The 26,883-nt window shown below is 63.9% G+C and carries 17 protein-coding genes and 1 pseudogene; 5 read left to right on the top strand and 13 right to left on the bottom strand.

The window, feature by feature from the left end; all coding sequences use genetic code 11:
* From ACPDIT_RS07510 to ACPDIT_RS07470, 9 genes and pseudogenes are all read right to left on the bottom strand, one after another.
* The coding region (locus ACPDIT_RS07510; protein WP_423442550.1) for a hypothetical protein at positions 1-398 on the bottom strand (398 nt) is incomplete at its 3' end.
* 198 nt (positions 399-596) lie between these two features.
* The gene (locus tag ACPDIT_RS07505) at positions 597-1,586 is read right to left on the bottom strand and encodes a hypothetical protein (RefSeq protein ID WP_423442549.1); all 990 of its coding nucleotides are present in this window, start codon (positions 1,584-1,586) and stop codon (positions 597-599) included.
* An 855-nt stretch (positions 1,587-2,441) separates the two neighbouring features.
* Entirely contained in the window at positions 2,442-2,921 is a 480-nt protein-coding gene (locus ACPDIT_RS07500; RefSeq protein WP_423442548.1) for a hypothetical protein, read from the bottom strand.
* Positions 2,912-4,030, bottom strand: coding sequence for an RHS repeat domain-containing protein (locus ACPDIT_RS07495; RefSeq protein ID WP_423442547.1), 1,119 nt, complete (start codon positions 4,028-4,030; stop codon positions 2,912-2,914). The genes ACPDIT_RS07500 and ACPDIT_RS07495 overlap by 10 nt, the downstream gene beginning before the upstream one ends.
* A 434-nt stretch (positions 4,031-4,464) precedes the next feature.
* Positions 4,465-5,034, bottom strand: a pseudogene (locus tag ACPDIT_RS07490) (IS701 family transposase); the annotation flags it as partial.
* 903 nt (positions 5,035-5,937) lie between these two features.
* A complete protein-coding gene (locus ACPDIT_RS07485; protein ID WP_423442546.1) occupies positions 5,938-6,132 on the bottom strand; it encodes a hypothetical protein in 195 nt (64 codons plus the stop codon).
* Positions 6,133-6,358: 226 nt separating this feature from the next.
* Positions 6,359-7,399: an RHS repeat-associated core domain-containing protein gene (locus ACPDIT_RS07480; RefSeq protein ID WP_423442545.1), complete on the bottom strand. Its 1,041-nt coding sequence runs from the start codon at positions 7,397-7,399 to the stop codon at positions 6,359-6,361.
* A 202-nt stretch (positions 7,400-7,601) separates the two neighbouring features.
* On the bottom strand, positions 7,602-8,126 hold the full coding sequence (locus ACPDIT_RS07475) for a hypothetical protein (RefSeq protein ID WP_423442544.1): 525 nt from the start codon (positions 8,124-8,126) through the stop codon (positions 7,602-7,604).
* A 5-nt stretch (positions 8,127-8,131) separates the two neighbouring features.
* Entirely contained in the window at positions 8,132-9,469 is a 1,338-nt protein-coding gene (locus ACPDIT_RS07470) for an RHS repeat-associated core domain-containing protein (RefSeq protein ID WP_423442543.1), read from the bottom strand.
* Between the two features lie 616 nt (positions 9,470-10,085).
* Here ACPDIT_RS07470 and ACPDIT_RS07465 point away from each other — a divergent pair.
* From ACPDIT_RS07465 to ACPDIT_RS07445, 5 genes are all read left to right on the top strand, one after another.
* Entirely contained in the window at positions 10,086-10,499 is a 414-nt protein-coding gene (locus tag ACPDIT_RS07465; RefSeq protein WP_423442542.1) for an Hsp20/alpha crystallin family protein, read from the top strand.
* A 35-nt stretch (positions 10,500-10,534) separates the two neighbouring features.
* Positions 10,535-12,949, top strand: a complete 2,415-nt coding sequence (gene lon / locus ACPDIT_RS07460) for an endopeptidase La (RefSeq protein ID WP_423442541.1) — start codon at positions 10,535-10,537, stop codon at positions 12,947-12,949.
* Positions 12,946-13,746, top strand: coding sequence for an outer membrane lipoprotein-sorting protein (locus ACPDIT_RS07455; RefSeq protein ID WP_423442540.1), 801 nt, complete (start codon positions 12,946-12,948; stop codon positions 13,744-13,746). The genes lon and ACPDIT_RS07455 overlap by 4 nt, the downstream gene beginning before the upstream one ends.
* A gap of 442 nt (positions 13,747-14,188) precedes the next feature.
* On the top strand, positions 14,189-14,914 hold the full coding sequence (pyrH, locus tag ACPDIT_RS07450; protein WP_423442539.1) for a UMP kinase: 726 nt from the start codon (positions 14,189-14,191) through the stop codon (positions 14,912-14,914).
* Positions 14,915-15,390: 476 nt separating this feature from the next.
* Complete coding sequence (locus ACPDIT_RS07445) at positions 15,391-16,977, top strand: UbiD family decarboxylase (RefSeq protein WP_423442538.1); 1,587 nt, start codon at positions 15,391-15,393, stop codon at positions 16,975-16,977.
* A 369-nt stretch (positions 16,978-17,346) separates the two neighbouring features.
* Here the strand turns inward: ACPDIT_RS07445 and ACPDIT_RS07440 are convergent, their stop codons facing one another.
* The 4 genes from ACPDIT_RS07440 to ACPDIT_RS07425 all read right to left on the bottom strand — a co-directional run bounded on the left by ACPDIT_RS07440 (position 17,347) and on the right by ACPDIT_RS07425 (position 26,826).
* Positions 17,347-18,846, bottom strand: a complete 1,500-nt coding sequence (locus tag ACPDIT_RS07440; RefSeq protein WP_423442537.1) for an acetylxylan esterase — start codon at positions 18,844-18,846, stop codon at positions 17,347-17,349.
* Positions 18,847-20,548: 1,702 nt separating this feature from the next.
* On the bottom strand, positions 20,549-24,097 hold the full coding sequence (locus tag ACPDIT_RS07435; RefSeq protein WP_423442536.1) for a PA14 domain-containing protein: 3,549 nt from the start codon (positions 24,095-24,097) through the stop codon (positions 20,549-20,551).
* A 420-nt stretch (positions 24,098-24,517) separates the two neighbouring features.
* Positions 24,518-25,255 (bottom strand): class I SAM-dependent methyltransferase, encoded by a 738-nt coding sequence (locus tag ACPDIT_RS07430; protein ID WP_423442535.1) that lies wholly within the window; start codon positions 25,253-25,255, stop codon positions 24,518-24,520.
* A 194-nt stretch (positions 25,256-25,449) separates the two neighbouring features.
* Positions 25,450-26,826 (bottom strand): hypothetical protein, encoded by a 1,377-nt coding sequence (locus ACPDIT_RS07425; protein WP_423442534.1) that lies wholly within the window; start codon positions 26,824-26,826, stop codon positions 25,450-25,452.
* Positions 26,827-26,883: the final 57 nt, after the last annotated feature.

Raw genomic sequence — 26,883 nt, 5'->3', positions numbered from 1 at the left:
GGATCGCTCACGAATTTCAGGTCCTCCGTCACCACCCAAACCCCGTTGCTCAGCACGTAGCTCGTCTGCCGGATGCGCCGGCCCAGCGCATCGTACGCCCAGTCCACCCGCCCCCAACCGGCCCGATCGCTGGCCCCGTAGCTCATCACCCGCACCGGCCGGTTCTCCGCGTCCCAACTGTACACCCACCGCCCGTCCCGTACAAGGTTGCCGTCCGCGTCGTAGATCAGGGTTTCGGGACTCTGCGCTACAAAGCCCCCCCGCACCTCCGACTGCACCCGGTCCGGATTGCCCCGCACCACCCCCAAGTTCGTCACCACCACCCACCCGCCGCCCATGCCCAGTTCCCTCCACCGCCACGCGGCCAGAATTTGCCATTCGTGCAGAACGCCACCCATGCACGCAAATCCGCCGATTCAACCGGCCGCTGTGCACGCAGAAATTCCCTTTCAGGCGTAGACAGCACTGGATTTTTTGGCCCACAGATCACGCAGAGCACGCAGAAAGGACTCATCGGGGTATGCATCGGAAGCCGCGAGGTCCTGAAATCCCCACAGAGAAAGCACCCTGCGGCCTCCGCCGCCACCCAGCCAGGCCTATAAAGGCGCACAGCACCACACCGATCCCGCACGGGCCCTCCCGTGGGGCGCATATGAGTTTTTTGCAGGGTGGAAGGCAGAGTGGGGGAAGAGCAATGACCACCGACGATTGCGCCAGAAGGTCTCCAGACAGAGCAGCGCTTCATCGCCCCGCGGACTCCAGAACTGGCCCGGGCGTTTGAAGCGGCATTGATCCTGGCCACAGGTCGCTTCCACCAGGTCGCTCCCGATGGGTTCGCCCGCCCGCCGGACCGCCCGATCATCCATCCGCCCCTGCTGTTCCCGGAAGTAGGCCACTTCCCTGGCCACCGCGGTCGCACGGGCGCCGCCGGGCAGGGCGGCCAGGGCTTCTTCCAGTTGTCGAATTACTTTCACGGAGGATTCGTGCTTGCGTTGTCGCACCAATGGCTGGAACCAGGCCGTCAGTTTCGCCTTGTCCTTGCCGACGAGCGCCCGGCCCACCGCCGCCAGATGCTGCACGGCATGGGAGAAGTCCAGCCGCTGGCGCGCCTGCGGCCAGCGGTCGTCGGACAGCCGCCACAGCCACACCGCCCCGTCCCCAAGGACCAGCGCCCCGGCCGCCTGGCCCAACCCGCGCCGCAGCGCTTGGGCACGTTGGCCCTGGCGCTTGGCTTCACGGTCGAGGGTGGCGCGCGGCAGGCAGAGGCCCGTCAAGTGCTCCAGCACGGCGCTGGCCTCCAGCCCGAGGGCGGTGTCGGCGGGGGTGCGCCCCTTCTTGCAGCGCTTGCAGTAGCCCCGGGTGCGCTGGACGGGGATGAACCCGAAGCGGCACTTGAAGGTGCGGGCGTGACCGGAGGACAGACGCCTGAGGGGCTGGCCGCACACCGGACAGGTCGGCGGGGTGGCGTCGGCATTGGTTTGCGTACCCCGTGCGACCGCCTGCCGGAGCAGTTCTCGGACGTCGTGGGCGGCCTGCACTTCCAGATGGCCCAGGTTTTGGTCGCTGGCTTGGACCAACTGTTGCATGGAACGCTCCAACGCGCACGCCGCCCGCGCGGCCAGCACCGCCAGCAGTTCGCATGGGACGGGAAGGGACGCCGAACTGGAAACAGACTCAAGGCAGTTTGTTTTCATGCCGCAAGCTTACACCACTCTGCAAGAAACTGAGATGCGCCCCCTCCCGTGGACAGCTTTGGCGCAGATAAGGCGGCAGGCCAGCTAAGGAGGCGGTCTGACGCCGCTTGAGCCGGCCCAGCTCAACCACTTCAACCAGCACAGCCACCGCGGCCAAGGTGCTGGTGCCGCTGCAGGGGCTGCAGTCCAATCGATGCCCACCGAGGAAGGCGGCTAGACCCAATGAGTCGGTACAGGCCCCTCCCAGGAGGACTACGTGTCATGTGCTAAGTTTCAGCCCCGGGTCTTTGGCCAACATTCGCGTGTAACCCTACCCTCAGGTGCCTCAGGCGCACTGACGCAAGACCAACCAACCGCGCCAATGGTCCGGTCACCGGATTAGAGAAAGCCGCGGAAAGCCCTCCTCGGGTAGACTGAGACGCCGGGGTGGCCACCGACCAGCTATCGCGGCCCCGCGCGCACTCAACCAGGGGAGCACTTTGCGCCAGAGGCGCATGATCTTCTCCGAATGCCCGACTTCGGCTGTCCGAGTCCGCGGCGAACTGCCATGATACCCCGCTCCAGAGACTCTGAACCCACAAGAGCGCGATCAACAGAGCGCACATAGCGCCCTCGTGCGGCAATTTGATCTCTTGAGCCGAGAGTCAAGAAGAACACCAATGAAACGCATCGTCTCGCAACGAACCCAATCACCGAAACATCCAACGCTCATTGAACGTCAAGCGGTAACGGACTCTGCCTATGTAATCACAGAGAAGCACGATAAACAATCCTTCCGTCCTTTATAACCATCAAGCCACTATCGACAACGATGCGGGTTTCACCGTCGCCTTCCTCCATGCGGCGCAATTCGTAATAGTACACTGTCCCCCCCTCCTTTTCCAATAGCTTTCTGATTGTTTCATATTCACTCGATACCAGTTGTTCAAGCGCTGCGAGCTTCTCCCTGACGCGCCGCAGGTATTCCTCGAGTTCCTCCGGCCGATCCTTTCGCCGCTCTACACCAGAAACAAGCGCCCGCATATATCCGAGCGCCCGGTGCTCATGAGTGCGTAATACATGCAGGGACGCCGGCTCCAACACCTCATAGTGCTTGGCCTCTTCAGGGTTCTTACGGCGAAACAATGCCGCCTCATCCCTCGGAGTGCGGCAACCGGCAGCAATGAAAGCCGCAAGGCAGATTCCAACAGTAGCGATTCGGACTCTGTTTATGTCATTCAGCCACATACTACACAGCAGATCATGTACTGTCTAGTACCACAACTCCCATTAATCCTCTCCTGATGCACAACATAACCTTTACCATTGATGATAACGCTCAGAAGGAGCTCGAACTCCCAATCGACCCTTCTGGACTTGTCATTACACGTGAATCTCCCGGCTCCAAGCTGCGCTACTATGCCATAATGCGATCCACCCATGCAGTCAATAAAACAACCAACAAATTTATACCAAAGGTCGCGGCCAATTCCCAAATCCCCAGTGAACACATCCTGGACGCCAGGGAGCCCACCCTTATCGAGACACTCGTCACCGAGTTTGCCGCAGTAGAACTGAGCGTGAATCCACTTGCCAATCTTTTCTACGCCATGCTTTGCTGCACACTCGGCTGCGCAATATGCGGCCCGCTTTAGGGGGTTAGGTAGCTTTGGGGGGCGTGGTTTCCTCGGCTTCTGGCCATCGCGACCTTCATAGTCCGCGAGGGAGTCTAGAGTAGCGTTATACGCATTGAGGCTTTCGTCGTTCTCCATCGGGTCACCGCTGAGCCAGCAGCCCGTACGTGCACTATACGCCCGATACTCAAAAAGTACCAGCCCCCTGGCCGGGTCGCTGCGTTTGCCACTGAAGCGGAAGGGGTTAGAAGCGCCGGCAAGACCGGTGGTGCGGAGGGGTTCGCCGAAGGGACCGTACTCGTAGCGGGCGGTCGCCGTGCCGGTGGAAGCAGAGACCAACTGCCAGACATTGCCGTTGCTGTCGTAGGTCACAAACTGCGTCCCCGAGGCCGGACCGCTCGCCATCCGCACCCAGAGCAGACCGCCCACGCCACCGGCACCGTCCAGCGTCTCGCTTAGGTCCAGGGCCCACACATAGCTGCGCACCACGGCATGGTTCGTGGCATTCAGTTCTGCAATGTGCCGGCCGAACCAGACCGGATCGCTCACAAATCTGAGATCCTCGGTCACCACCCAGACCCCGTTGCTCAGCACGTAGCTCGTCTGTCGGATGCGCCGGCCCAGCGCATCGTACGCCCAATCCACCCGACGCCAACCGGCCCGATCCGCCGCCCCGTAGTTCATCACGCGCACCAACCGGTTCTCCGCGTCCCAACTGTACACCCACCGCCCATCCCGTACAAGGTTCCCATCCCCGTCATACACCAGGGGCTCCGGACTCTGCGCCCCGAAGTCCGAGCGCACCTCCGACTGCACCTGGGTCCGGACTGCCCCGCACCACCCCCAGCCTTATCATCCCACCTCCACCCCGCCGGCGCAATACACCCTCCACCACCATGCGGCTTGAGTCTGCCATCCACGCACCAGAGCCGCTGCCCGCATTGAAGTCTCGTGACGCCACAGCCCACAGACCACCTCGAGATTCCGACGCTAGTCCACAGAGCATTCCTCTTAGCCCACAGATCACGCAGAATACACAGAAATGCCTAGATCTCCAACCGACGCAAAAGCCCGCAGGCCACTAACACTACTGGGTCATGAACGTCTCACCCCGCACAAAGGGCAGCACCGAAGCTGCCGGATCAGCCAGCCGACAGATCGATCGCGATCTCGGGCTGGGTCTGGAACTGCACCTCCCCGGGCACTCCGGCCTTCCGGCGCCGGGCGCGGTCCTCGGTCCACTCCTTGGGCAGATACAAACGCGAGGCCACCGGCAGGCTCGCCTCCCAGGTGGCCACCGACAGCGACACCGCCCCCTGGCAGTTGTCCTGTTTGCCCAACTGGGCGCAGGACTGCCGCGCCACCCCGACCGAATGCCGGCCCTTCTTCGGAATGCCGGTGTCGTCGACGATCCAGGCCACGATGGGTTGCTTGTGGCTCATGGCCGGCAACACCTACCGGGTGACGGCGTCCAGCAGGGCCTGGTCGCTCCAGGCCGCTTGGGCCACCCGATCGTGCAGGGACTGCCGGGTGGGCTGCACGCGGTCGGGATGGAGCCGGGCCGCCATGGGCTCGATCGACTGCCGCTGGCCGGGCAGCAGCAGGCCGCGGCAGTAGTCCTTCAGCGGCGCTTCCCGGTCCCGATGCCCCGCGGCCCTGGCCAAGCCCTCCCAATAGGCCGCGAAGCGCTTTTCCTGCGGGCTTGGACCCGGATGGGCGGTTCGCATGAAACCATTCTAGCACAATTTGTTGCGTTTGTGACCAAGGAGTACTAGTGGAAAGGACAGATACGAACGCATCATCGATGCTGCGCCGTCACCGTTCCCCAAGAGAACGCGCAGCCTCTGAGCTCCACTTCTTCGGTCGACAACAAGCCAGTCCCCGCGACTCAGGAAACCTGCTCTACGGGGAGACACGGCCGCCGCGCTTGCCCCTCGCCCATGGCTCGACATTTCCCCTCCGCTGACTGCCCTTTTCTTCTTCTTGCTGTTTACCTCTGCGGGCTGCTGCACGCCGCCCCTTTGCCTCCTTCGCGTGCTACCCAGGCTTTGCCAGCGCCGCAGGGCAGTAACCTCAAGCGCGGCGCCAACGCTCTGAATGATCGTCCACAGACATTTCTTGACCGCTATTACGGTGCTGGCCTGCAGAACCAACAGAAACACACCCTGGGCTTGCGGGGCTCGACGATCACCTGCAAGAGCAGTTCTCATGTGACGCTCAACTTCGCATACATCTTCCTCGACACACGGCTAGGCCATCCGTGCCTCACCGATAGATCCTGATCTCCCGGGTCCTGTCATTCACGACAACTAAATACTCCATATACACGGACCATGGCTGCCACCTGAAGAGTAACAGCCATTCGTCTGCACCGGCCGCTGTATTCGGCTCACTGGCAAACAGGACGAAAACACACTTCGCTCCCCGAAGTTGCGGCTGGCTGCTGTTTATATACTCGCATGCCATTCCCAGAACTTCCTCCGCTATCAGCCTCGGTGTCGCGTCTCTTGGGATAAGCACAATACAGTCTTTCTCAACTTCAACTGGGGGTCCTGCTTTCTGTCCTTCGGAAACACGACAGGCGCACAGCACTCCAGCGGCAGCAGTCAACACTAGTACTACGCCCCAGCTCATCGCTTCGACCGGTTCGATGGGTACAACGTGCAGTAATATTCGTACACCTGGATCATGTGCTCGGCCTTCTGGATCCGGCGTCTGATTTTCTGCGCGCAGTCCTCGTCCGTACCGCATTCCGGCAAGGCCGCCTCATAGCAGACCTTCGACACGGTGTGGGCCACAACTTCCTCTGCGCACAATTCACCCATGTACCTGTCTTTCACGCGAGTCACGCCACAATCACACTCGGGGCAGCGGCTCTTCGCCAAGTGTATGCGTTCGTGTTCCCAGATACACCGTCTTAAGATATCCTTCACCCGAGGATTTGGCTCCACATCTGCGGCCCATGTGCAAATGTGTTTAACCCCACCGCAACACACAATACCGCCGTCGGGCACGCGGCCATCCCGCAGTCGCCGGAATCTTTCACATACTTTAGTGCACCTTAGTAAGCAAGCGCCGCGGCACCAGCCCAAGCCTGTCAACTTCGTCAGCGGGAGCGTTGCTGGCGAACCCATAAGGATTCACGTCACCCCTTTCCTCGATCGGATCGCGGCTGATCCACCTCCCTCTGGTGGCCGAGTAAACGCGGTATTCGTAGAGCACCAGTCCCGTTGCGGTGTCTGTGCGTTTGGTGCTGAAGCGGAAGGGATTCGACACGGCGGCAGGGCCGGTGGTGCGGAGGAGTTCGCCGAACGGGCCGTATTCGTAGCGGGCAGTCTCGGTGCCGGTGGTAGCAGAAACCAACTGCCAGACGTTGCCGTTGCCATCGTAGGTCACAAAATGCGTCCCCACGCCCGGGCCGCTGGCGATTCGAACCCAGAGCAGGCCGCCGACTCCACCCGCGCCGTCCAGAGTCTCGCTCAGGTCCAGGCCCCAGACGTAGCTCCGGACGAGCGCGAGGTTCGTTGCGTTCAGCTCTGCAATGTGCCGGCCGAACCACGCCGGATCGCTCACGAATTTCAGGTCCTCCGTCACCACCCAAACCCCGTTGCTCAGCACGTGGCTCGTCTGTCGGATGCGTCGGCCCAGTGCATCGTACGCCCAGTCCACCCGACGCCAACCGGCCCGGTCTGTGGCCCCATAGCTCATCACTCGCACCAGTCGGTTCTCCGCGTCCCAACTGTACATCCACCGCCCGTCCCGAACAAGGTTGCCGTCCGCGTCATAGATCAGGGTTTCGGGAGTCTGTGCCACAAAGTCCGACCGCACCTCCGACTGCACCCGGTCCGGATTACCCCGCACCACCCCCAGGTTCGTCACCACCACCCACACCCCGCCGGTCCGATTTTTCACCTGCGCCTCCCCGTACCAGTACCTCCCCTGCTGCACCACCGGCGCCCATTCATTGGTGCCCCACCACAGCGTCACCGTCGCATTCGTCCCTGCCTCCCCCGACACCGCCACATACGGCGGCACCCACCGGCGTGGACCGGCTCGCAAAACCCACCATGCCTGCCAACCCCTTGAAACCACAGTGGCTGCCCCTGCACCAATTCTCTCCGCACGCTTCGGGGAGAAGCCCGCCGCTCCCGGCCATGCAGCAATTAGCCCCGCTTGCTCCTCCATTTTACTTCCGCTCTTGCCATCCACCACAGCGTTGCCGGTGGCCGACCTTTTCCCGCGCTGGTTAAGGCCAGCCACATTACTTACACCGCTTGTGCCCCACAGCCCCCGTTCAATCGTAGTCTCCGAACAAACTGTCCGGCTTCTCGATCTTCAATGACTCCAAGGCTCCAGCTTCCTCGAAGGCTTCAACCTTCGGGAGCTTCGTCCATCCCTTCCGAGTGACCTCTTCGCGATCGAATAGCAGTTTCGTGAACACTATCCGCGTGTCCAATTTCACCGGCGGAATTCTCGGATGAACGTTTGTTTCCAGAGGGATCAAGATGGACGTCACAACCCAATTGGGTTGTTCCCTCCGCGTGTACTGCCCCCGGTACAGGGGATGGCAAAACACAGCGACGCCCTGATTTGGCCAATAGAAAAAGGTGTTTACACCGTCCTCCTGCATTACAACCGAAGGGCTTCCAAGAACGTTCGTCCAGTTGGCCAACGTGGAGCCCAGCACACAATGCGTGGACCCCAAACGGTTTGTCAGCGCAGCTTCCAGCGCATTGAAACAGGAACCTTTGAAACAGGCAGAAATGCAGGCTCCAATGGTCGCAACGGCAGCAAATAACAAAGCAATCACTCGTTGCATGTGCCTCAATACTTCGGGTCCAGGCCCTTTGGCCGATACTTTGCACACCAGTCCTTGCAGGACTTGTCCTTGGGGCAATTCAAACCGTGTTGGTTGGCTTCCATGTCCGACATCGAATCCAGAAACTCTTTCAGGAGGTTGTCGCTTTTGTTTCGGCAGATGTCACAGAGTTCCCGAGCCAGCCCGATTATGGCAGCAGTCTGTTTCGCGCCCTTTTTGGCCGAGCAGCAGTGGGCCAGACAATGGAAGTACTTGTCGGCTCCGATGGTGTTCGCCTTCCTCATGTCGCGGTAGTTCTTGCAGAAACAGGCGGCTGCTTGGAGAGGATCGTACCAATCGTCTGGAGGACTCGGGGGCAAGGGTGGTGGTTGCGGCCATGCTTGAGGTGGCAAATACAGTCCGAACGGATCAAACGTAATCACTGGATTGTTGTGAACGCACGCATAGAGGTGGTTCTCCTCGTCGAGACCCACAACGGCACGAGTGCTGTTGATTAGCTCGGACCCACGTTCATTGATGGGGTCCATGCATGTCCAGCGGCCCATGCTGGGTGAGTAGACCCGATATTCGTATAAGACCAGCCCCGTGCCCGGATCCGTCCTTTTCGTGCTAAAGCGGAAAGGGTTGAGGGGAGCCGCGGGGCCGGTGGCGCGCAAGGGCTCGCCGAAGGGACCATATTCATAGCGCGCTGTCTCCGTGCCGGTGCCGGCGGAAACCAACTGCCATACGTTCCCGTTGCCGTCGTAGGAGACAAAATGCGCACCCGAGGCCGGACCACCGGCCAGCCGCACCCACAGCAATCCGCCCACGCCACCGGCACCGTCCAGCGTCTCGCTCAGGTCCAGGCCCCACACGTAGCTGCGCACCACGGCATGGTTCGTGGCATTCAGTTCTGCAATGTGCCGGCCGAACCACACCGGATCGCTCACGAATTTCAGGTCCTCCGTCACCACCCAAACCCCGTTGCTCAGCACGTAGCTCGTCTGCCGGATCCGCCGGCCCAGCGCATCGTACGCCCAGTCCACCCGACGCCAACTGGCCCGGTCTGTGGCCCCGTAGCTCATCACCCGCACCAACCGGTTCTCCGCGTCCCAACTGTACATCCACCGCCCGTCCCGCACAAGGTTGCCATCCCCGTCATAGATCAGGGTTTCGGGAGTCTGTGCCACAAAGTCCGACCGCACCTCCCACTGCACCCGGTCCGGATTACCCCGCACCACCCCCAGGTTCGTCACCACCACCCACACCCCGTCGGTCCGGCTGTTCACCACCGCCTCCCCGTACCAGTACCTCCCCTGCCGCACCACCGGCGCCCCCTCGCTCGTGGCCCGATTTCGCCACACCCGCTCCAATTGTCCGCGGCTTGTCCCGGAAAAATGACAGAATGCCGAGTCTTGGCCGGGCCCATGAACGAACGGCGCCCGTGCCCAAACCGACCCCCGAAGTCCCGGATGCAGTGTCCGGAAATGACACAACCCTCTGGCGCGAACCCGCTCGAGCAGCTCCACCCGGGGGCAGCGAGATCCGGGGGGTGAGATCCAAGGTTCAAAACCGGCGCACCATGCATCCGGCGCAGACGCGGTCCCGAACGCGTTTCGCGGAGCGCCCAAGAATCGTTGGGAATGAACTCAGGCTCGAAATTCTGGTTGGAGTTCTCGGTTGCGGGTTGGCAGGCAAGCGTTATGTTGGCATCGTGGACTGGCAGCAGGCAGCCTCACTTGGCATCGTGGCCGCCACCGCGGTTTGGATGGGTTGGCGCCTGTGGCGACGGCGTCGCGGGTCCGGGGCGCGGGCGATCGGCTGCGGTTGCCGTGGGGGTGCCTCCGCCGGCCGGGCGGGCACGATTCATTACCACGCCCGCAAAGGAGAGCGGCCCCGCGTAACCATCCGGTTTGGCTGACGTTTCCATTCGCAACACCTCAACGGCGCGCGACGGAAGACAAGGGAGACATGGGCAAAATGAGTTCATCCGTGCATTTACTGGGGCGATCCGCACTGACAAGCCGCGATCCGGCAGAACAAGCGCACTGGCAACCCAACACGGACCTGTACACCACCGAAGACGGGCTCGTCATCAAGGTTGAGCTGGCCGGGATGTCCAGCGAGAATTTGGAGATCACCGTGGAGGGCAACCGCCTTTGCATCCGCGGGCACCGGCCGGACAGCTGTCGGGCGGCCCGATGTAATTTTCTCATCATGGAGATCACGTATGGGCCGTTCGAGCGGGTGTTGGAGCTGCCGGAATGTTACGATCTGGATCGTGCCAAGGCGATTTACGTGAACGGGTTCCTGCGCATCGATGTACCGCTGGCCCGCCCGCCCGGCCCGGGCAAAAAACGCCTGAGGGTCGGCCCCCGGCCGTCTGCGGATTGAGCCGGCCCACCGCCGGAGCCTTCTGATCCCCACCGATGCCCCATTCGCCGGAATCGCCGGACACTGAATTCGTCAGCATCCTGGACGTTGCCAGCAGTACAGGAGCCCCTCCTCGCATTTCCTCCCGCGTTTTGCCGGAAACCCTGCCCATCCTGGGGCTGTCGGACATCGTGATTTTCCCCGGGATGGTCACCCCGCTGATGGTGGAGTCAGAGGCGAGCATTCGCCTTATTGATGACGTGGTGGCCGGAGACCGGTTGTTGGGCGTGGCCCTCCAGCGAAAGCCGGACGTGGAGAATCCGCGGCTGGAGGATCTTCATCCGGTGGGCTGCGCGGCGCGGCTGTTGAAAATGTTGAAGTTCCCGGACGGCACGGCCCGCGTGCTGGTCGAAGGCCTGTGGCGGATCGGTCTCCGGGAGGCCGTTCGCGAAAAGCCGTACCTCGTGGTGCGTTACGAGTTGCGCCGCGATCAAAAGGACGACTCGGTGGAAACCCTGGCGCGTTTCCGCAATGCCCAGGCGGAGTTCCAACACATCAGCGAGATGTCCCCGGCCCTGACGGAGCAGGTCAAGGCTCTGGCATTGAACACGGAGGATCCGGGGCATTTTACCGACCTAGTGGCGGCGCATTTGAACCTGGGGCTCGAGGAGCGGCAAAAGCTTCTCGAGGCCTCCTCGGTGCGTGAACGGCTGGACCTGCTGCTGCCGCTTCTGCACCGCGAACGGGAGGTCCTCTCTCTGAGTTCCAAGATTCAGGCCGAGGTCGCTTCCTCGATCTCCAAGTCCCAACGCGATTACTTCCTGCGGGAGCAGCTGCGGGTCATCCGACGCGAACTGGGCGAGGAGGAAGGAGGATCGCCCGACCTCCGCGCCCTGCGCGCCCGGCTGGACCAGGTCGCTCTGCCCGACGAGGCGCGACAGGTTGCCCAACAGGAGCTGACCCGACTGGAGCAAATGACGCCGGCGTCCCCCGAGTACGCCGTGGCGCGGAGTTACCTGGACTGGATCCTGGCGCTGCCCTGGCAACGCGTCACGGAAGACAATCTCGATCTGGATCGGGCCGCCCGGGTTCTGGACGAAGATCATTACGGGCTGGAGAAGGTGAAGGAACGGTTGCTCGAATTTATCGCCGTCATCCAGCGCCGCCGCGAATTAAAAGGGCCCATCCTGTGTCTGGTGGGGCCTCCCGGCACCGGGAAAACCTCCCTGGGCCAAAGTGTGGCGCGGGCCCTGGGCCGCAAGTTCGCGCGTCTCTCGCTGGGCGGCGTACGCGACGAGGCCGAGATCCGCGGTCATCGTCGCACCTACGTGGGTGCCCTGCCGGGCCGCATCCTCCAGGCCCTGCGCCGGGTGGAAAGCCGAAACCCCGTGATTGTCTTGGATGAGCTGGACAAACTGGGCACCGACGTGCGCGGCGATCCCGCTTCGGCCCTGCTGGAGGTATTGGACCCCGCGCAGAACCATGCCTTTGTGGATCACTATTTGGACCTGCCGTTCGACCTGTCGCGGGTGCTGTTTTTGACGACGGCAAACTGGCTGGAGCCCGTGCCACCCGCTCTGCGCGACCGACTCGAGGTCATCGAGTTGCCCAGCTACACCGAGTCCGAAAAGCTCCACATTGCGCGGCGTCATTTGTGGCCGCGCCAACTGCGCGAGCATGCCCTTCGCCCGCGCGAAGTCATTGTGCCCACGCCCACCCTGCGGCGTCTGATCCGTGAATACACTCGCGAAGCCGGTGTGCGCCAACTGGAGCGCGACCTGGCAGCCCTGGCCCGCAAGGCCACGCGGCGGCTGGGTCAGGGCCGCGCCGGCGCGGCCGGATCCCGGGTGCGAATCGAGCCGGACGATCTGCCGGCCTACCTCGGGGCACCCCGGTTCCCGGACGAACCGGCCGAAGGGATCCGGGACTGCGGCATTGCCCTGGCCCTGGCCTGGACCCCTTACGGAGGAGAGGTGTTGTTCATCGAGGCCACCCGCATGCCCGGGAAAGGGGAGCTGCTGCTGACCGGATCGCTGGGCGAGGTCATGAAGGAGAGCGTGCGGACCGCGCTGAGTTACTTGCGCAGTCAGGCCGAGCCGCTCGGCCTGGCCCCGGTGGCCCACGACCGGGAAGACCTTCACGTTCACGTGCCCGCAGGGGCCACCCCCAAGGACGGACCAAGTGCCGGATTGGCCGTGCTGGTTGCTCTCGCTTCGCTCTGGCAACAACGCCCCGTGCGATCCGACCTGGGGCTGACCGGAGAGATCACTTTGCGCGGACGAGTGCTGCGCGTCGGGGGTATCAAGGAAAAACTCCTGGCGGCCGTCCGACACGGATTGCGGCACGTCATCCTGCCCGAAGCCAACCGCAACGACTGGGACGAAATGCCTGCCGAGGTTCGGCGACAACTTCGAGCTCACTTTGTGCGACACGTCTCGGAGGTGCTCCCGCGAGTGTTTCGCAACCCATGAACCCGACAACACGCCGGTCCCGAGCCCTCCCCTGGCTGGCCGCAGCGGCCTTGATCCTCGGAACCCGCCCGGCCCCGGCCGGCCCCGATTCGTCCGCGGAGACCGCCGGTCGGGCCCTGGTCCAGCGCGTGTTGGCGATGGTGCCCACCGAAGCCCGAACCAACCAGGGCACGTTTGTGACGCGCCCGCCCCGGGGCGCCGGTCTCCCGATCGAATTGCCCGTGCTCATTGCGCTTTACCCCACTGCACAGGGATGGAGCTCCCTCTACGAAGCCGGTCCCTCCCGAGAGGGACGCCGGCTGCGTCTCTGGATCGAGCGTTTCCCCGACAGTCCTCCCCGATACTTTTTGGCCGAGGCCGGCCCGGGAGAATCCCTGCCGGCTGCCGGCCAAGCTGTTCCGGTCGAAGCCTTGATGGAACCATTTGCGGGCACGGACTTTTGGCTGGCAGACCTGGGCATGCATTTCTTGTACTGGCCGCAGCAGCGGCTGATCCGCTCCGAAATGCGCCGCGGCCAGTTTTGTGACGTCTTGGAAAGCGAGGACCCCACCGGGCCGGCCACGGGTTACCAGCGCGTCCGCGCCTGGTTCGATCGCGACACGGGCGGCCTGGTGTATGCAGAAGCTCAGGACCGCCAGGGGAGGGTGGTGAAGGAGTTCCTGCCCCGGGTATTTCGCAAGATCGAAGGACGCTGGGAGGTCATCGAGCTGGAGATGATTCACCGCCGAACCGGCTCGCGCACGCGGCTGATTCTGCAGCCGAGCGGCCAAGCTCCGGAGAAATCCACCTTTCCTTGACGGTCCAACGCCGGGCACGAGCGTTTTGGTCCCCCCGTGCCTGCTCCCGACCGGCACGCTGCCCATCACTGCGGTGGGGTCGGCCAGTGAAGAAGCTGCGGATCCATGGAGGCTCGAGACTCCCGCCGCGGGGCAAGACAAAACGAACGAGCGGAGTTCCCGTTCTCGTTGAGTGTCACAGGTTTCTCAGGTTGTGACACGGCAAGCGGCCGGGGGCGGCGTCGTTCGCAGCTGCTTCGCCGGCACAGAGATGCGCTGTTTTCCTGCACTGCCCCCTGGCCATCCTCGGCGCTTCCCAGCCCGGCCCACGCGAAAATGAGCCTCGCGAGGGCCCCGCGCCGCGCAGACCGTTCGGGGCTTCCGTTTGACGCACGACGGGGACCCTGCTAAAACGGCGGGCACCCATGGGGTTGGCTCGATGCAACCGGGGGCAGGCAAGCGCATGAAACGTCGCCAAAAACCACGCTATCGACGCATTCTGCTGAAGTTGAGTGGCGAGGCCCTGGGCGGGGCCGAGGGCCAGGGCATTGACCCGGCGGCGGTCCACGAAATGGCCGAACAGATCCGGGAAGTCCGGGACCTGGGCGTGCAGGTCGTGGTCGTATTGGGCGGCGGTAACATTTTTCGGGGCGTCGCCGGCAGCCAGAAGGGTATCGAACGGGCCACCGCCGATTACATGGGCATGTTGGCCACGGTCATCAATGCCCTGGCGTTGCAAGATGCCCTGGAGCAACTCGGCGTGCCCACCCGGGTGCAAAGCGCCATCACCATGCACCAGATCGCCGAGCCGTTTATTCGCCGCCGGGCGGTGCGGCACCTGGAGAAGGGGCGCGTGGTCATCTTCGGGGGCGGCACCGGCAATCCCTACTTTTCCACCGACACCGCCGCGGCCCTGCGCGCCAACGAAATCGGGGCCGAGGTGATCCTCAAGGCCACCAAGGTGGACGGCATCTACGATCGCGATCCCCTCGTGTATCCCGACGCCCGCCGGTTCGATCAGATCACCTACCTCGAGGCCCTGCAACGGCAGCTCAAGGTGATGGACTCGACCGCCTTCACCCTCTGCATGGACAACAAGATGCCGATCATCGTGTTCGACCTGTTCAAACCTCACAACCTCCGCAGGGTGGTGCTGGGAGAGAAGGTCGGCACGCTGGTCACGGCCTGAAAACAGGGGGCGCCGCCGGCGGAGTGCGTGCCGGCGACCGGGCTCGCGTCCGATTGCGCGGGGAATGCGCCGCTCGCGCCCCAGGGTGTCGCACCCGGGCATGAGACCGCCACCGGCCTTCGAGGCTCCGGCCCGGTGTAAAACGGCGATCCACCGCGAATCTTCAGGGATCCGCAAGGCCCTCGAACGGGTGGTCCGGTGGAAAACGGGAAGGGCGCCGCTCAACCTCGGGATCGTCTCCGCGTTCCTGCTGTGCGCTGCTCGACCGGGTCCCGCGACACCATGGAGGTGCTGCGGCAAAAGTTTTTGCAAACGAGGGAATCGGTGGCGCGATTCGACATTCAAACCCGGCGCCGACTCCCTGGGCCATCTCGGACCGAGCACAATAGCCGCAGGCGGGAAACCCGACGCAACCTTCGCACCCGACTCCGCCACGGGCGCTTGTGTGGTCGACCCTTGCCCCCTAGGTTGGCGCCATGGCGTATGATTCATTCCGAGAGTTTCTTGCCCGCCTGGAAGCCGAAGGAGAGTTGATTCGAATTCGCCAGCCGGTGGCGACGGAGCTGGAAATCACGGCGCTGGCCGATCGCCAAATGAAAGCCCCCGAAGGAGGCAGGGCGCTGCTCATCGAACAGCCCACCGTCCAAGGGCAGGTTTCTTCCTTTCCCGTGGCCATCAACACGCTGGGCTCATGGAAACGCATGGCCCTGGCCCTGGGCGCGGAAAGTGTGGACGCGGTGGCCGCCGAATTGGGTGCCCTTCTGAAGGCCAAGCCCCCCTTGTCCTTCCGCGAGGCGATTCGCCTGCTCGGGCAGGCGCTGGACCTGCGTCACGCCAAGCCCCGTCGAGTCAAAGACGGCCCCTGCCAGGAAGTGGTCCACAAGTTCGAACCGCCGCCGCCGCGAAGCGAACCCTGGCCCAAAGCCCCGGACATTCTTGCGGATCCCGAAGCAGCCCGAACCGCACCCGTCCCGACTTTGCTGGACCTGCCGATTCTCAAATGCTGGCCCTTGGACGCCGGCCGGTTCATCACGCTGCCCTGCGTGGTTACGCGGGATCCGGACACCGGGGAACGCAATGTCGGGATGTATCGCATGCAGGTTTACGACGACCGCACCACCGGCATGCACTGGCAGTTGCAAAAAGTCGCGGCCCGGCACGGACGGCGCTACTACGAACAGGGTCGGCGCATGCCCGTGGCGGTTTTTTTGGGCGGCGACCCGGTCTACACCTTCGCCGCCACTGCGCCCCTGCCGGACGGCCTGGACGAGTTCCTCCTGGCAGGGTATTTGCGCAAAAAATCGGTGGAACTGGTCCCGTGCCTAACCTGCGATCTCGAAGTGCCGGCCAACGCAGATCTGGTCCTGGAAGGCTACGTGGACCCACGGGAGCCGCTTCGCGAGGAGGGTCCATTTGGCGATCACACGGGATTCTACTCGCTGCCCGAGCCGTACCCCGTGTTTCACATTACCGCCATCACGCACCGCAAGGACGCTGTCTATCCCGCCACCATCGTGGGCATCCCGCCCATGGAGGACTTTTACATGGGCAGCGCCTCCGTGAAACTGTTCCTGCCCGTGCTCAAAATGAATTTCCCGGAGATCGTGGACATTGCCCTACCCGCCGAGGGCGTGTTCCACAACCTCGTGTTTGTCAGCATCAAAAAAACCTACCCGATGCAGGCGTACAAAATCATGCACGGGCTCTGGGGCATGGGCCAAATGATGTTCACCAAGTACATCGTGGTTGTGGACGACGACGTGAACGTACACGACACCCGGGAGGTGCTGTTCCGCCTCTGCGCCAATACCGACCCGCACCGGGATTGCATCTTTACCCGGGGCCCGGCCGATGTCCTCGATCACGCCACCAGCGAGCTGGGCATTGGCACCAAGCTGGGGATCGACGCCACCCGCAAACTGCCCGGGGAAGGGTTCAAGCGGCCCTGGCCGCCCCTGATCCGGATGGATGAATCGGTCCAACGCAAGATGGATGCGCTGCTCCGGGATCTCACCCGGTCCAACGCTTCCTCTTCGGCCCAGGGGCGATCCGTCGATGAATGATGACACGCGGCGGGCTCGGAAGGCTGCAGCGCTCCGAGTACTGCCCGAGGCATTGCCGACTGGAACACGGATGCACCCGCCGGACCGCCGACCGACAAGTCGACGAACATCCGACGTGCAGGCGGGCCTGCCGGAACATCTGCGGCGCGCCCCTGCACCGGGCCGCCCCGCCGCACGTCCAGCCCGTGGATGACCCGCGGGCCCGGACCTGTGTCCGTAGCTGTCTTCAGGATCGCCCTCGGCCGCCTGATTCTGCCGTCCGCAGTTCGGACAGCCGCAGTGGCCCGGGGGCACCACGTTGGCATCGCGGCGCGCGCCTAGCCGGCACGGAGCACGATGGGGAACGCCATCCCGAAAGGAAAGACGGGATCACCGAACCGCAGGTCCGCCCCGTTGGGAAAGCCATCGATTGGCCCAGGCGATGAAGTGCTTCATGTTCGAGCGGGTTTCATGCCCGCCATCGTGTTGGCGCCAGGCCAGGTGCCCGTCCAGCAAACCGTGATTCACCGGTGGCATTTGCGCGGTGCGGTAGTCGTCGGTGACACCCAGGTCCGGGACCCCCAAAAGCCGAAACACCGGGCCGGCCGCCACCGCGGCCATGAAACTGCCCTGCTGATCCAGCCACAAGGCGTCGCCTTTTTCCGGAATGCCGTAACTGAGAAACACCAGACGCGGGGCACACAGCGCAATGAGTTGATGGGCATCCACGGGCAGATCCCCTGCGTTGCGGAATCCGAAGTCCGCCTCGGCTGCCGCGTACTTCAAAAAGTTGCCCGCGAACCAGTGATACTCCGCCGACGAGGCAAGGTTTTCGATGGTTTCCCCGAAATTGCGCCGCAGCAGCTTGGCGCCCCCGGCCCCGGAAGAACCGATCAGTCCCATGGCAAACCGCGGCTCGAACGCCAGCGCCACCAGCGCGGCCTTGCCGTAGCGCGAGACCCCTTCGATGCCCACCTTGCGCCAGTCCACGGTCGGATCCGTCTCCAGGTAGTCCAGCGCCCGAGCGGCGCCCCAGGCCCATGCGCGCAAGGCCCCCCAGTCGTCCGGTTTGCGCGGGCGACCGCGATTGACCAAACCGATGATGCCACGGGTCAAGCCTGCGCCGTGATCAGGTTGAATGCTGGTGGGATTGAGAACCGCGTAGCCCCACCCGGCGGCAATCAATTGTTCAGTGGAGGGCGGATCCGTGGCCCGGGGCCCGGCGGGCGCGAGCCGGCTGGAGGCTGGCCCAGTTTCCTCGGGTCGCCGTGGAAACCCGTCCCATCCGAACGCCCCGAACATGATGAGTACGGGAACAGGCTCGGCGGCGTGCAGCGGCGTCACCACGGTGAGCTGGATATTGACTTCGATGTCGGGACAGGCGCTGTTGTCCACGGTCCCCACCAGCCGCCGGGCCAGCACCGGAACGTTCCCCACGAGGCGATCCGTGGCCTGGGTGGTGATCTGCCACCGAACCGGAGGCACATCCTTCGGCACCCGACCGTAAATTTCGCGCTCGAATGCCTCGACGATTTCCGGTCGGCGCAGTTGCCACCACATTTCGGCCGAGGTCACCCTGCGCCCGTCGTTCAACCGCAGGGGATCAGGGAGCTCCGGGAACGGATTGGCCCTGGCGGGATCGTAGTTGGCGGAGTTGGGCAGGCCGACACGGGCACTCGGTCCGGGACGCAACCGTCGGATTCCGAGCTGCTCCAGCATGTGCCTGTGATCCTGCTCGGTGGTCCAAGTTGTGGGCGCAGGACCGGCAGTCGGGGCTTCCGGGCCCGCGGAGGTTGCTGCGCCGAGGCTCCAATCCACGCCACAAACCCATGTCACGACGATTCCCAGAGCAATCCCGCCGGACCCGCAGACGCGCACTGGCAAAGGCATGGGTGCATTCTGGTCGCAACCGGAAAGAAGCGAAAGTCCCGAGCTTGGCATGTCGCAGGCTGCCGGGGCTCGACCCACCGCGCGCAGCGAGGGGCCAACCTCAGACCCCACTTACGCGGAGCTGAAGAGACTCGGCGGCTGAGGCTTTGCCGACACAATCTCCTGTCGCTCACTTCGCGGAGCATGAGGCACAGTTCTCGCTTCGCAAGTCCCGTCCTTGCACCCGTTGAGGGGTGCCTGGGCCGGAACCCGAGGACAATAGAACGGCCTCGACCGCGGCTCTTGGTAAAGCCCGTCAGGCCAACCTGGGTTCCTGACATGGATTCCCCGTCCGTCAGGGATCTCACCCGCCGGAGGCACTGGTCCGGACGTGATCGGGGGCACAGGGTTGGCCACACACCAGCTTCAGACGCGGCTCGTGGAGGAGTTGTCAAGCCTGGCAGGAGGGGCTCTCGGAGGCCACGGATCCCCGAGTGGACCGTCCGCTCGTTCGGTTCGACCCGCTTTTCACACCACCGACGGAGACCAGCCTGCGGAGGTCGCGAACAGGACGCCTCGGAGACAAAACGATCCAACCACGAGAAGAGGGTCGTGCCACCCATATGGCAGGGGTGGCAAAACCGGGCCTTCAGAGGCAAACGGCCCGGCGCACGCGGAAAACGACGGATCCCTCTGAGGAGGTTGCATCCGTCCGGCCGGACTTTTGCCCCGTAGTCGCCTTTTTCTCCTCCATGATCCGCGGGCTGTCCGGCGCGGCTTGCTCGCGCTGGTGGAATGCGGTCTTCGGACGCGCCGTCCCCACCACGTATCCCCCTTTGCCGTCCCCTGAATCGCCCCGACCCTTTTCCGACATCGCAGCCCCTTTCGGCTCGCAGTCGGCAAGAAAGGAGGTTGTCCATCTTGTGATCCGAAACCACCCGAAGCGTCCCGCAGGCTGTAAGGCCGGGTTCTGCCCGCGCGCTTGCGCGGAGCGCCCGGGGCTTCGGACATGAGGAACCGGGACCTTCGAGCTCTGCAGAGAAAAAGAGTGGTTCTGGCACCCGCTGAACCCCTACCGGCCGCTACCCTCGAGCGCCGGGCCCCATGCAACCCCATGCACCATCGCCGCAGCTGAACCCCTCTCTCAAACCCCGCAGATGGCTGCCGGCGATCTTCCCGGACACTCGCAACTCCCCAGCGGCGGCACCCTTGCACTCGGATGCCAGAACCACGTTGCGCCAGCAGTTTGCGACGGCTTGCTCGAGACTGCTTCGCGGTGATTGGCCATCTTGCAACATTTTTTGCCGGTGTACACGGAGGCCTGGTTCCGGGCCGGCCCGGTCCCATCCCTGCGAGGGCCTTGATCCATCACCGCTGCACGGCACGGAAATCCCGCATGTAGCCTTCCCTGGAGATGGCAAAACTTGACTCGCTCGAGTCGACCAGCCGCGCCTCCGACGTATTTGCCGCAAACAGGACCCGACCCCTTCGAGCCCCCCGAACCGTGCCACTGCGCAGCGCGACCAGAGATTTCAGAGCGTGCTTGCAAAACGCGACATCGAATGCGGCTCACGCACCGGAGGCTGGAGAAATCCCCGCCACTGCCTCATTCGGCGGTCAGCAATGCCCGCGGAAAACGACCGGGGCCGGGTCCGCTTCTCGCCGACCCGACCCCGCGTAACCTGTTACCGGCTGGCTTGGGAGACCGGCTTACCCGCCGCGCCTACCGCACCACCCGGAAGTACTTGTTCGTGTCCGTGATCGGAATCACCGCCGGATTGGCCGTCGTTTCCGTCGTCCAAACCGCTTCCGGCCCGAGCACCCGACTGCTCTCCAGCCGCCCACCGGCCGGACTCCACGAGATCACCACGTTGTTGCCCTGCCGCCCCACCGTCAGCACCGGCGGCTCCACCGGCGCAGGCTCGGCCATGTACCCGATCACATTCCCGGTCAGGCGCGGCGCATCCCCATCCAGCGGATCATTCTCATTCATCAGCTTGAAGGTGACGGCCAGGTTGTCCCCACCGCCGCCTTCTCGCTGGATCGCCTCGATGTAATAACGCCGACCGGCTTCCAAGCGGATGCCTTGGGCATACGGATAATTGGCCCCACCGTCCGGCGTGAACTGGTCCGAACGACGCTGAGTGGCATTATCGCCAGACACCCACATTCGAGCGTCGTTCCAACTGGGCTGATGCGCTACCCACACCTTGGCCGCCGGCTGATCGCTGTTGGTGCTGATGAACAGCCGGCTCTCGTCATCCGAACTGATGAAGAACACATAGTCGCCGGTCTGCGGCGGGATGAAGAACCCGCTCACCCGACGCGTGTAGTTGTCGGCCATGTTGGTGGGCGACTCGAAGATCGTCCAGTTCGTGATCACCGGCGCCAAGCCCACGTTGCCGTAGAGCACCGCGTCAAACCCGGCACCCGGGAAGTGCTCCACCTTCAGTTGGCCCGGCACGAAGACGGTGTCGGTCAACACCGACACCGCGGCCACCTGGCTGGTCACCGATCCGTACTGCGACAGCGTCACCACGCAGTCGAACGTCGCCCCGTTGTCGTTGGTCGAGGTGACGAAGGAGTACACGGTGCTGGTGGCGTTGGCGATCGGCTGGCCGTTGCGCCGCCACTGATAGGTGGGCGGATAAATCGCATCCGTGGCCACGCCGATGGTGAACACCGCCGGATGCCAAGCGCGCACCGTGGTGTTCTGCGGCTGCTGCGTGATGCTCAGCGAGGTGGGCGCCGGCAGTTTCAGCCCGATCACGTTGCCCCGCAGATTCGACGGGGTCCCATCCGTAGGCGCCGGCTCGCCGTACAGCGTGTAGTACACTGCTACGTTGTCGCCGCCCGTGCCCTCATGCTGCACGACTTCCAAGTAGTATCGCTGCCCCGCGGTCAGCGGGATGCCGCCCTGGCCGGGCATGCTCCCATCCGGTGCCACGAACGTGTCGGAGTTGCGTTGCGAGACATTGTTGCCGGATTGCCAGGCACGCGTGCCGTTCCACGAAGGCTGCTGCGCAATCAGCCGCTTGTTGGCCTCGTTCTCATCCGTGCTGAGGAACAAGTCGCTGTCGTCGTCGGAGGACAGGTAGAACACATACCGACCGGTCGTCGGCGGCACGAACCACGTGCTCAAGCGCTGCACGTAGTTGTCGCCCAGCGAGTCCAGGTCGATCGTGGTCAGGAAATCCCGCAGGTCGGGCGGCCCGGCCTGGTTGTTCTCCACCATCACGCGCGTCACGCTGCTGTTGCCGGGCCCCCACATCTCGCGCCGAACAATCCCCGGGATGAAGACCGACTGCTGCACCGTCAAGGTGGCCTCGTCACTGGTGACGGTCAATCCCGTGCCGGGGATGCTGACCACGCAACGATACCGAGCGCCGTTGTCGGCCATGGAGGCCACGAGGTTGAGCGTCGGACCTGTACGGCCGGGCAGGTCCACTCCGTTGCGCTGCCACTGGTACGCGGGCGTGAGCTCCGCATCGGTCGAGACCTCCACGCTGAACGTCACATCCAGGCCCTCCCACTGCGTCACCGACTGCGGCTGCCGCGTGATCGTCAGCGTCCTCGGCGTCCACGTCAGCATCCGAATGACGCCGTTCGTCAGGTTCGAAGGTTCGCCGTCCACCGGGTCACTCGAACCTTTGAGGATGAAGTAAACGCCCAGATTGTCTCCGCCACCGCCTTCCCGATGAACGGCTTCGATCCAGTACTTCTGCCCGGCCACCAACGGGATGCCCGCGTTGTACGGCTGGTTCATGCCGCCGTCAGGACTCCACATATCGGAGCGCTTCTGCGACCAGGCGATGGCACTGCCACCACCCCCGTGGGTGATCCAGTTGTTCCGGCCCGACCAACCTTCCTGCTGGGCGATCAGGCGTTTGCTGGCCGGGCTGGCGTTGGTGCCCAGATACAGGTCGGCATCATCGTCCGCAGCGATGAAAAACACATAGTTCCCCGTGACCGGCGGCACGAACAGTCCACTGATCCGGCTGGCGTAGTTGTCGGCAAAGTTCTGGGGACCGTCGAACGCAGTCAGAGCGCGGATCTGTGCCGGCCGGCCGTGGTTGCCGGAGCGCAAATCAGTGAGGGTGCGACCCGGATAGTACTCCCATTTGAGGTAGCCGGTGCTCTCCGAGCCGGTGACCACGGTGACGGTGCCAGTGGCGCTCAGCAACGCTGTCTCACCGACAGCGGCACGGCAGTAGATGCGCAGGCCGCTCTGGACGACACTCGGAATGAACGAATACTGGCTGCCCGTCGCGTTGGTGACCGGCTGGTCGTTGATGTACCACTGATAATTGCCGGGACCCAGGAGTGCATTGGCCAGGGTCCGGTTGGTCACTACAAAACTGAAGGTCAGCAGACTGCCCTCACTGCCGGTGACATCGCCCACCGTGCTGCTCACCACCGCCAGATCCGGTGGGGGCGGAGGTGCCTTGGCCGCCATGTAGCTGACGGCGTTCAGGAACAACTGGGGGCCGATGCCGATCAGATCGTACATGCCGGCGATCTCGGAAGACTGGCCGGCCGCCTCCCGGCTGCCGGTGAGGAACACCATGCGCGGTCCTCCCAGCGTGGCATTCCCCGCTCCGGCCATCACCGCTCCCTTGTCCCACTCCCCGATGATCATGCCATTATACGCCGGGTCGCCTTCGCTCCCGACCACGGCCAGGACCCGACCCCCACCGGCCACGGGATCGGTGTTGACCGAGATGCCGCGCTGCACCACCCCGTTCCACTCCATGATCGTGGCATACGGCTGCACCGTCACGTTGTTCGCATCCAGTTGAATGCCCGAGAAGATGGGATGGGACGGATCGTTGACCCGCAGGCGCAGGTCATAAGTGGCCGTGTCGGGAATGGTGGTGCCGGTGGTGAAGCCGAGGCGGTTGTTCCGCAACACGTAGCCGCCCAGGATCATAACGGGCGCACGCAGTCCGTGCCATGCGGCATTCTCTGTCGCCGTCTCAAAGAACCCGCTGTTCACAGACCGACTGATGATCACCAGATCGTACTGGTTCAGGAAGCCCACCGTTTCCGGCGTGGCGTTGTCGAACACCACGACCCGGGTCACGGTGTGTCCGTTGGCACGCAGGAGCTGCGTGTAAGGTGCATCGGGCGCGTTCGTAAAGCCCAGGCCGGACGCACCGCTCGACGGAGAGTTATCGGCTGGATGGAAGCTGACCCACGCGATGTTCGCCGCCCACAGGGTGGTTCCGATTCCCAGGGTCGCACACAGAACCAAGTTGCGGAGGATTCTCATGGCTGGGGTCCTTCTGGCGTTCCTGCCGCCTGCACAGAATCGACAGGCAGAGCAGATGGGTTGTCGGGTTTGATGGTTCAGAGACTCCCGCGGGACTCCGACCGCACCGCCGCCGGCGAGGGAGTACACCCGCGGCGTAATGATGCCTCACACGAACTCGGGTCTGGATCCCGGCGTGGAGCATACCGCCGCCTTGTCTAACACGCCAGAAAGGGGTGTCAAGGAAAACTCGGAGCCGGATGGACGCGCATGCCCGCTGAATCCGCGCGAGGTCCGGCATCCGTCTTCCCCGGGAGGCGCCGCGGTCCTCCGGCAGATCGGGCAAATGGACCCGCTCCAGGTTGAGCCGGAACCTCTTGCGGGCCCGAAGCACACGCCCGAAAGGTCCCACAGGTCCCCTCGGGGCGCACGCCAGTTCTTCTACTTCCAGGCGTGCACCACGATGCGGTCCGTGCGGGCCAGGGGAAAGAATGCAAAACCGCGTCTCCAACGCAGCCAGGCCGCCCGCGCCCATCGCCACCACCAGGGCCGCACGCCCGAGACGATCTCGACGCGTCGGAAGCCCACCGTTTGGCACATGGCCACCACGGCCGGCGGATTCGGCCCGCACCAGTTGGTCGGGTCCCGGCCCATTTCGTCGCCGGGATAAAACGCGATGGCCGGTCGCCGGTAGTGGAGCAGATCCACCATGGTTTCGAGGATCATCAACTCACGGGTAACGCTGGCCACACGCTCCAGGGCCAAGAGCGGATGCTTCATGTGATACAGCACGCCCAGAAACAGCACGATGTCGAACATCCCCACCGTTTCCGGAGACAATTCGAGCACGTCGATGATCTTGTCTTCGACCCTGCTGCCGAGCACCTGGCGGGCGAGGTCGAAACCGCGTTTGCTCCCCCATTCATGGGACCCGTTCCAGCAATAGGAATCCGTGGCCAACACGCGGGCGGCACCTCGTCGCTCGGCTTCGAAAGAGAAAAAGCCGTCCCAGGCGCCCACATCCAGCACGGTCTTGCCCGCCAGGGAGGCCGGCAATTTCAAGCGCGCCAGCTTACGGGGACTGTTGTCCTGGCCGGGGGTCACAATGCCATGGCCGAGGTCGATGGTGTGATGCCAGCGCAGTTCGGCCACGCGCGCCCGCAGTTCGTCGGGACTCATCGAGTCGGGATGGTAGGCGCAGCCCTGGTTGGGTCAAGGGCGGCCCGCGCTGCCGAGCCCGGAGAGCGCGGGTTCCGCGGCCTTTCTGCGGGCAGGCCGCGCCAGGCATTCTTGCAGCGGACCCGTATCCGCCCGGGGCAGATCTCGTGAACGCCGCATCCAGGCCGCGCGCCGCGGCAGGCGAGCGGCCCCGCTCAAGGCCCGCGGTAGCGCAGGCGGAAGTATCGGGCCGCCTCGCTCATCGGGAAAAGGACCCGGCCGGACTCCGGCTCCGTGACGTTCACGGGGCTCCAGGGACCGTCCGGATCCGGGGCGCTCTCGAGGATCCATGGTTGTTGCACGGACCAGCGCAGCTCCAGCAGTTGGGCCGAACGTTGCCAGATCAACGAAACCGGCAGGACGTCACCCGGAACGGACAACGCATGGGCGGCGATCCCCCCAAACCAGTTCGCTCCGCCCAGTTCGGTGGTGAGATACAGGCGACCTTCCCACGGCGTCAGCGCCTCCGCCCTGGCCCCGCTGTCGGCGTCCAGGGAGGCCACGATTTCCACCGTACCATTCCGGATCCGCCCCAGGGTACCCCCGCCGGCCGAGCCGCCCTCGGCGCAGACAAAGTAAAGCGCGTCGCCCACGACGACGAGATCCCTGGGCTTTGCGCCCGTGCCGGGGCCGTCGCAAACAAGGATCAACCGCGCCTCTCCGCTGTTCGGGTCGAACCACCCAACGCCGCCGTAACCCTTGCCGTTGTTGAGCCCCGGGTCGCCCCCTTCTTCCGCCGCGTAATAGAGCCTGCCTTGAAACGGCACCAGTGCACGGATCTTGGCCCCATGCACTGCCGCGACCAGGGCCAGTTGGCGAACCACGGTGCCAGCATCGAGGTCCACGGTGCCCACCGCGCCCGCCCCCTTGCCAGAGACCTGGGTCAGATCGCCGCCTTCGCGCGCAGCGTACCACACCTGCCCCTGCCAGACGACCGGCGGTGTTTCGAATTTCACGCCCGTGTTCACATCGAAGCTGGCCGCCACGGTCAGGGTGCCGTTCGTTTCGAATCGCACCAGGGCGCCCAAGCCTGCGGTCCCGCCCCTGTCCGTGAAAAAGTACCAACCCCGATCGTCGAGGCGCACGGGAGCCGTCTTGGGCTTGAGGTCCTGGGGAAACTCCGTCAGCACGGTCAGGGAGTTGGCGGCGGGATTATAACTTCCCAAAAAGCCCACGTTGGCCGCCCCTCCCTTCTCACACACAAACCAGAGCGCATCGCCCACGCGCATCAAACCGCCTTTCACTTTGGTCTCCCGGGAGAACTCATACAATGCGCTCCAAGTGCCGTGGGCGGGATCGAACCGGCCAATGTAACCGTAGTTGGCGGCCCCTCCTTTGTCAGCGACGGCATAAAGAGCACCATCCAGCGGCGTCATTCGCCCCTTGATCTTGGTCTCTTCTGTGAAACTCACCAGGAGCGAGATTTGCGCGGTCGATGTGATGACCCCGGCGGATAGAAGACCCGCGGCAAGCAGCGACTTCACCCGGGGACCGGACACAAGCGACGTAACTATGGCGATGGCTGACTTCATGCTCTTTCTGTTTTGACGGTTGGTTTGTTTCTCGAGGCTGTAACGGGTGCAAGGAAA

The sequence above is a fragment of the Limisphaera sp. VF-2 genome, from assembly GCF_049537125.1.
Lineage (GTDB): Bacteria > Verrucomicrobiota > Verrucomicrobiia > Limisphaerales > Limisphaeraceae > Limisphaera.
This window is presented reverse-complemented; position numbering and strand designations above follow the sequence as displayed.

Bases quoted from the DNA above. Each gene is read 5' to 3' on its own strand.
- ACPDIT_RS07505 (WP_423442549.1), bottom strand. From the start codon at position 1,586: ATGCAACAGTTGGTCCAAGCCAGCGACCAAAACCTGGGCCATCTGGAA.
- ACPDIT_RS07500 (WP_423442548.1), bottom strand. From the start codon at position 2,921: ATGTGGCTGAATGACATAAACAGAGTCCGAATCGCTACTGTTGGAATC.
- ACPDIT_RS07485 (WP_423442546.1), bottom strand. From the start codon at position 6,132: ATGGGTGAATTGTGCGCAGAGGAAGTTGTGGCCCACACCGTGTCGAAG.
- ACPDIT_RS07475 (WP_423442544.1), bottom strand. From the start codon at position 8,126: ATGCAACGAGTGATTGCTTTGTTATTTGCTGCCGTTGCGACCATTGGA.
- ACPDIT_RS07465 (WP_423442542.1), top strand. From the start codon at position 10,086: ATGAGTTCATCCGTGCATTTACTGGGGCGATCCGCACTGACAAGCCGC.
- lon (WP_423442541.1), top strand. From the start codon at position 10,535: ATGCCCCATTCGCCGGAATCGCCGGACACTGAATTCGTCAGCATCCTG.
- ACPDIT_RS07455 (WP_423442540.1), top strand. From the start codon at position 12,946: ATGAACCCGACAACACGCCGGTCCCGAGCCCTCCCCTGGCTGGCCGCA.
- pyrH (WP_423442539.1), top strand. From the start codon at position 14,189: ATGAAACGTCGCCAAAAACCACGCTATCGACGCATTCTGCTGAAGTTG.
- ACPDIT_RS07445 (WP_423442538.1), top strand. From the start codon at position 15,391: ATGGCGTATGATTCATTCCGAGAGTTTCTTGCCCGCCTGGAAGCCGAA.
- ACPDIT_RS07440 (WP_423442537.1), bottom strand. From the start codon at position 18,846: ATGCCTTTGCCAGTGCGCGTCTGCGGGTCCGGCGGGATTGCTCTGGGA.
- ACPDIT_RS07435 (WP_423442536.1), bottom strand. From the start codon at position 24,097: ATGAGAATCCTCCGCAACTTGGTTCTGTGTGCGACCCTGGGAATCGGA.
- ACPDIT_RS07430 (WP_423442535.1), bottom strand. From the start codon at position 25,255: ATGAGTCCCGACGAACTGCGGGCGCGCGTGGCCGAACTGCGCTGGCAT.
- ACPDIT_RS07425 (WP_423442534.1), bottom strand. From the start codon at position 26,826: ATGAAGTCAGCCATCGCCATAGTTACGTCGCTTGTGTCCGGTCCCCGG.